Origin of the sequence: Bacillus cereus group sp. BfR-BA-01349 (assembly GCF_022663795.1) — a bacterium.
In the GTDB taxonomy this organism is placed as follows: domain Bacteria; phylum Bacillota; class Bacilli; order Bacillales; family Bacillaceae_G; genus Bacillus_A; species Bacillus_A cereus.
In genome coordinates this window covers 21,763-28,552 of sequence record NZ_JAKUGE010000065.1, presented here as the reverse complement: position 1 = coordinate 28,552, position 6,790 = coordinate 21,763, and the positions used below count along the sequence as shown (strand labels likewise).

The following is a 6,790-nucleotide window of genomic DNA, read 5'->3' as shown; positions in this document are numbered from 1 at the left end:
ACTTCACGGCCTTTCCCCGATAGAATATCGGGAAAAGGCCGTGGCATAATACTCTTTTTATTACTGTCTACTTGACAGGGAGATGACCAGAGACTGACTCTTTTTTACTAACTAGTTTAATACTTTAACTGTAACTGTTTTACGTCCCCAGCTACTTGATGTACCTTTATCTGGCATTAAAACGTCGATTTTATTACCTTTAATAGCTCCACCAGTATCACCAGCGATTGCTACTCCGTAACCTTCAACCCATACTTTTGAACCTAATGGAATTACACTTGGATCAACTGCAATAAGTTTCATGTTTGGATTAGCTGTTAAGTTATGACCTAAAGCTGATTTTACTTGGTCGCCTGCTTTATAACCATTTTCAAGTGGATCTGCTGTGTAAGCTGTTGCTACAACACGTAACTCACGAGAAGATGATGGTGCACTTGTTTCAGTTTCTTTTGCAACAGGTTGTTGTGTAGCTGGTTTTTGAGCTTTAGCCGCTTCACGAGCTTTAGCTGCTTCTTGAGCTTTAGCCGCTTCACGAGCTTCAGCTGCTTCTTGAGCCTTAGCCGCTGCTTGAGCTTCAGCATCTGCCTGAGCTTTAGCTGCTTCACGAGCTTTAGCCGCCTCTTGAGCTTTAACTTCTGCTTGAGCTTCAGCATCTGCCTGAGCTTTAGCTGCTTCTTGAGCCTTAGCAGTTTCACGAGCTTTAGCCGCTTCTTGAGCTTTAACTTCTGCTTGAGCTTCAGCTGCTTCGCGAGCTTTAGTTGCTTCTTGAGCTTTAGCTTTTGCTTGAGTTTCAGCTTTTGCTTGAGTTTCAGCTACTTCCTGAGCTTTAGCCGCTTCACGAACTTTAGCTGTATCTTGAACTGTAGTCGTTTTTTCAACTTTAGCTACTGGTTGAACTTTAACTGGTGCTTTACCTGTTAAGTAAGGAACATGAACATAAGCTGTTTTTCCGTTATATTCAAATTGAATCCAATCATTCTGTACTTGGTGTGTTGTTTCAATTACATCATCTTTTTTCAACTTACCAAGAATCTCTGAGTCTGTGTTTGCTCCAGCACGTACGTTTAATACGTTTGCTGTTACGTAGTAAGTGTCTTTTGTATAGTCAGCGCTTATGAAAGCTTCTTTACCGCTATTCAATTGAACTTTTGACCAACCATTTTCTGTATGTAAAACATTTACTTTATATCCATCTAATAATTTTCCTACAACTTTTGATTCAGTAGTTGGGTTTTCTCGTACGTTTAGTACGTCAGTCGTTACGATTGTTTCTGCTTTAGCAGATGTTGTGAAAATCCCAAGACCAAAAACCGCTGCTGTTGCTATACCCATAAATTTTTTCATAATAGCCTCCATTGCATTTGTTTTCGTTGACCTCATTATAGCAACCATTATTTTCTTATTTGCGAAAAACATAAAATTACAAAGCTTTCGTAACGGGGCATTAATATTCTGTAACAATTCCATAAATATCCTGATGGCGCTTCCTTGTTGTTTTTTGGCGTATCAGGGCATATGAAACACAAAATGAGTAGTATTTCAATTACTGTAACGTTAATAATGTTACAGTAATATTTCTAGGTGATATCTATAGCGTTACGAAAGTAGCATATTTTACTGTTTGAATGGAAATTTAGTTATAAAACGATAATCTTTTTAGGCGTGAAAATATATAAATGAGGTGAAATTTAATAAAATATCGATATAATTGTTACAAAATCAGTCGAAGTATGGAAAAAATTACGCCTTGATTTTCGTCTGTTACATAGTATTTTTGCAATAATAGAATTAGATAATAGCCTTATTACCTATAAATAATGAAGAGTATGAGAATGATAGTTGTAACGTGAAACATATATAATAGAAGAAACTCAATTTAGTAGATAAATAAAAAACGCAGGAGTGTAAACTCCTACGTTTTTGTTTATTCATATCGTAAACATTCAATTGGATCCAGTTTGGCAGCTTTGTTAGCTGGTAGTAGTCCGAATGCAATACCGATTAGCATTGAAATACCTACTGCAAGAAGTCCAAGTTCTTTTGAGACAACGAGTGGCCATCCAGCAAAGATTGAGACAATCCAAGCGAAGAAAATACCGAGCATGAATCCGATGAAACCACCAAGTCCTGTTAAAATACAAGATTCGATTAAGAATTGTGTTAATACTTTACCACGTGTTGCACCAAGTGCTTTACGAATACCAATCTCACGTGTACGTTCTGTTACAGATACGAGCATGATGTTCATTACACCGATACCACCAACAAGTAAGGAGATAGCAGCAATACCACCAAATACCATTTTCATCATACCAATTGATTCGTCTAGTTGTTTCGTAAATTCACCTAAGTCTTGTGCTTCGAATTTGTGCTCAAATTTAGGAGCTTTCATTTCGTTTAAGACAGAAACGGCTTGTTTTTCTACACTTTTACGTTCTGTCGGAGAGGTCATTGTTAATCTTACAGAGTCATACTCATTTACTCCTGAAATGACAGGCGCATTTTCAAGTGATGTATAACCTTCAGGCATAGGCATTCCAAAGTCGTTTTTCGTTTCGTATACACCAACTATTTTATACGGCTTTCCTTTTATATCTGTGTATTGATTTGATTCCCAACCACTACTAAATAATTTGTTGAAAGCTTCTTCATTTAATATAACAGCAGGGATTGCTTGGTTTAGTTCACTGTCATTTAATTCACGACCGTGAACTAATTTTATTTTCGAATCTGTCATAAAGGCGCCTGTTCCACCTTTTAAATCAAGATTTACATCTTTTGAACCAGCAGATGCTTTTACTTTCATACTTACGTCTGGATACACATCTTTAACGCCTGGTACAGTTTGCAGACGGTTTAGCATATCAGGTGTGATTTTGGTACTATCTGTTCCGTAATCAGGATTGTTGTAGTAAATCGTTACTTCGGTATCTTTTCCTTGGCCTAATTCTTTTTTAAACTTTGCGTTTGTACCATCACCCATTGAAATGATAGTAATAATGGCACTAATACCGATAATAATACCTAACATCGTTAAAATAGAACGCATTTTATGAGCAAAGATAGAGGAAAGGGCCATGCGTATATTTTCACTCGTATTCAAAATTAACCTCTCCAATCTTGGACGATATTTCCGTCACGAATTACAATTTGACGTGCTGCAGCTTCCCCGATTTCACGGTCATGGGTAATCATAATAATTGTTGAGCCTTGTTTATTTAATTCGTAAAAGAGGTCCATAATTTGTGTACTCGTTTTCGTATCAAGTGCCCCCGTCGGTTCATCGGCTAAAATGAACTTTGGGTTATTTACGATTGCACGTGCAACAGCGACACGCTGCTTTTGTCCACCTGATAATTCGTTCGGTAAGTGAGTAGCGCGATCAGCTAAACCGACTTTTGTTAAAGCAGCTAATGAGCGCTCGCGTCTTTCTTTTTTATCGACTCCAGCGTAAATAAGAGGTAGTTCTACATTTTGAAGCGCTGTAAGTCTCGGTAATAACATGAAGTTTTGGAATACGAATCCGATCTCTTTATTACGTACGTGTGCAAGTTCTGTTTCAGTCATGTTTGAAATATTTTGACCGGCTAGTTCGTACGTACCTGTCGTCGGTTTATCTAAGCAACCGATAATGTTCATTAATGTTGATTTACCAGAACCAGAAGGTCCCATAATAGAAGTGAATTCTCCTTGGTTCAGTGTTACGTCAATTCCGTGTAATATTTGAACGGATTCTGCACCATTTTGGAAGGATTTCGTGATGCCTTTTAAGTTAATCACTGGGCGACAACCTCCATACCATCTTTTAAGTCTTTTTCAGGTTTAGAGATAATTTCCTCTCCTTTTTTCACTCCAGAAACTTTTGCTTCGCTATCAGTCTCGAATTCAACAGTAACTGCTTGTTCTTTCGCCTTACCGTCTTTTACAACGAAGACAACATTTTTGTCACCTTTTTTCACGATACTGCTTTTCGGAACAATTGTACCAGTTGCTTCGCCAGATTTACTTGTTACGTAAACGTGGAAGCCGTTTTGTAATTCGTCACTATTATCTAATGTGACAGTGAATTGATAGTTAGAAACAGTTTTATTTTCATCCATGCTCTTTAATGGTGTAGAACCGATTTCTGTTACTTTTCCTGTCCAAGTCTTACCAGCGACAGTTTTTGATGAAACAGTTACTTCTTGCCCAACTTTCATACTAGCAAGCTCATATTCAGAAAGTTGACCTTTTACTTTAAATTGACCAGCGTGACGAAGAGTAATTCCGCTCATACCTGTTTTTTCGTCAGCCGTTTTTACGATATCATCAATTACGCCATCAGCAGGACTTGTTACAGAAAGAGTGTTTACTTTCTCTTTTGCTGCTTTAATCATTTCATCAGCTTTTTCAACTTCAAACTTTTTCATTTCAAGTTGTGATTCTAATTGCCCAACTTCAACTTCTGATGCTTTTAATGCTTCAGCAGGAAGGCCTGCATTTTTATCTTTTTGTAATTTTTGTTTCGCCGCATCAATTTGTTTTTGGAACAACGTTACTTCTTTTTGTGCGATTTTCTTTTGCATTTCTGCTTCTGTTACACCTTGTTTCGCAGTCGGATCATTGTACTTAAATAGAAGCTGACCCTTTTTCACTTCATCGCCTTTTTTAACAGCTAATTCATATGTTCCTTTTGTTGGATCGAATGAAATAGTTTCAATTCCATTTGGAATAACTTCGCCACCAAATTTTTGCGCGTTTTGGATTTGTTTTTCAGTTACTTTATATCCGCTATATGCCATTGCTACTTCTGAACCGCCACCAGCAAATGCAAAGTATGATCCAGCTGCAATTCCGATTGCTACTACACTAGTAATTAACACTTTATTTTTCTTTTTCTTTTTCATCTATTTATCACCTTTTCGTTCGTTTTAGTATCTACATTAAGTATAGAAGAGGTGAAGAATCTGACAAATCGTTTTAGCTTACAATAACCTTACAGTTTTGTAAGGTATGAATATGCAAATGTAAGGTAGAGGTTGTCCTAGTGTAAGCAAATGAATTGACTCGTCGTTTCTTTCTTACAATAATATTGTATGGAGGAAAGGAGGAAGGAAGATGGAAGCTTATTTTAGTGCGCATCCATTAAAACCATTTATTCCATACTCAAGGCAACATGCCATTATATTATTTATTATGTTGGTGGGGATATTTTTTCTGTATCAATACCAAGATGTATTACGTCAAAATGAGTGGAATATAACGGTTCGATATGCGATTACATTTTTATTTATAGGTAGTGAAATTGGGCTTCATATGTGGGAATGGAAAGCAGGGATTTTTGAGTTAGCTACTTCATTACCGTTTGAATTATGTACAATTAGTTTGTTGTTAGCGTCGATTATGATTGTAACGAAAAGTTATCGAATATATGAGATTGTATTTTTTACGGGAATTATTGGTGCATCACAAGCCATTTTAACACCAAATTTGCAATATGCTTTTCCGCATTTTCGTTTCATTGAATATTTTATCGCGCATGTATTGCTCATTTGGGCACCACTCTTTATGACTTGGGTGGAAGGCTATAGACCGACCTTGCAATCTATTAAGCGTACGATGATATTTTTAAACATATTGATTCCGCTTGTTTCGTTTGTGAATTACAAAACAGGTGGTAATTATATGTTTTTAGCTCATAAGCCAGAAACAGCTTCATTACTCGATATGTTAGGGCCGCATCCTTACTATATTATTTCATTAGAAATAGCTGCGCTTATTGGATGTTTCATTTTGTATATGCCGTTTGCGAAAAGAGAAAGGCATGCGCATAAAGAATCACTAGGATCATAGCCTAGTGATTTTTTGTCTTTAAAATATTTACAATTCAGAAAATTAAGAATAAAATTAGAGGATAAATTATATATAGAGAGAAGGGAAAACGTGGTCAAAAAAGTTTTTCTAAATGGAATGGAAGTGACGATTCAATTTCTTATTTCGATTTTGGGGATTATTATTTTAGGGGCTTTGCCGAAATTATTTTATGGATTTAAGGTGGATGTATCAAAGTACATACAGAGTTTAAAAGAAGTGTTTGTGAACTTAATGGATATTTCCAATTTGCAATATGTGAAAGGTAAATTTTTATTTCCACAGTTGTTCGTCCATTATAAAGAAACGATTATTATTTTTTTGGCTGCTTTTTTCATTTCATTATTTATAGCATTTTGCATTGTTTATGTCATTATGAGTAGTTCAACGCGTATACAACATCGAATTAAATCATTTCTTATCTTCCTAGAATCCATTCCAGATATTCTTCTTATTTTAGTATCACAAATTTTAGTTGTATGGTTTTTTAAACAAACAGGTTTTTTACCTTTTCAAATTGCGTCAATTGGAGGCGAGTCGATTAGAGGGTTGCCAATATTGTGTTTGAGCATCCCGACTACGATTATGTTTGTAAAAATAGTAGTGCTTCGTTTTGAAAATGAACTAGAAAAAGATTATGTACTATTTGCTAAGGCGAAGGGTTTAGGGCGTTTTCATATTTTAAATCGTCATATTTTACGAAATGTGTTGCTTAGTACACTATTCTTTGCGAAAACGAATATCTTTTTTATGTTATCTAATTTATATATTATAGAATGGATTTTTAATACGGGTGGTATTTTTATGTTTTTGAAATCGTATGAGGGTATTAGAGTTGAGGTTTTCATCGTTAGTATGCTGCTTATATATATCCCGATATTTATTTTATTCAAGCTGTTTCATTATTTCATTCCAGCTGCGATGAAGGAGAGATTATAAT

General features: G+C 35.7%; 6 protein-coding genes. 2 read left to right on the top strand and 4 right to left on the bottom strand.

The window, feature by feature from the left end; translation table 11 throughout:
* Window positions 1-111: 111 nt before the first annotated feature.
* The 4 genes from entC to MR169_RS25135 form a co-directional block, all read right to left on the bottom strand.
* On the bottom strand, window positions 112-1,467 hold the full coding sequence (gene entC, locus MR169_RS25150) for a cell wall-binding protein EntC (protein WP_242320227.1): 1,356 nt from the start codon (window positions 1,465-1,467) through the stop codon (window positions 112-114).
* Between the two features lie 457 nt (window positions 1,468-1,924).
* Complete coding sequence (locus MR169_RS25145; protein WP_481746824.1) at window positions 1,925-3,079, bottom strand: ABC transporter permease; 1,155 nt, start codon at window positions 3,077-3,079, stop codon at window positions 1,925-1,927.
* 26 nt (window positions 3,080-3,105) lie between these two features.
* Window positions 3,106-3,780, bottom strand: coding sequence for an ABC transporter ATP-binding protein (locus MR169_RS25140; protein ID WP_000609104.1), 675 nt, complete (start codon window positions 3,778-3,780; stop codon window positions 3,106-3,108).
* Window positions 3,777-4,886: an efflux RND transporter periplasmic adaptor subunit gene (locus tag MR169_RS25135; RefSeq protein WP_242320225.1), complete on the bottom strand. Its 1,110-nt coding sequence runs from the start codon at window positions 4,884-4,886 to the stop codon at window positions 3,777-3,779. Before MR169_RS25135 ends, MR169_RS25140 begins: the two co-directional genes overlap by 4 nt.
* A 211-nt stretch (window positions 4,887-5,097) precedes the next feature.
* Here MR169_RS25135 and MR169_RS25130 point away from each other — a divergent pair, with 211 nt between their 5' ends.
* Both MR169_RS25130 and MR169_RS25125 read left to right on the top strand, forming a co-directional pair.
* Window positions 5,098-5,832, top strand: a complete 735-nt coding sequence (locus tag MR169_RS25130) for a YwaF family protein (RefSeq protein ID WP_086391554.1) — start codon at window positions 5,098-5,100, stop codon at window positions 5,830-5,832.
* 90 nt (window positions 5,833-5,922) lie between these two features.
* Entirely contained in the window at window positions 5,923-6,789 is an 867-nt protein-coding gene (locus MR169_RS25125) for an ABC transporter permease subunit (protein ID WP_000239684.1), read from the top strand.
* The last annotated feature ends 1 nt before the right edge of the window (window position 6,790 follow it).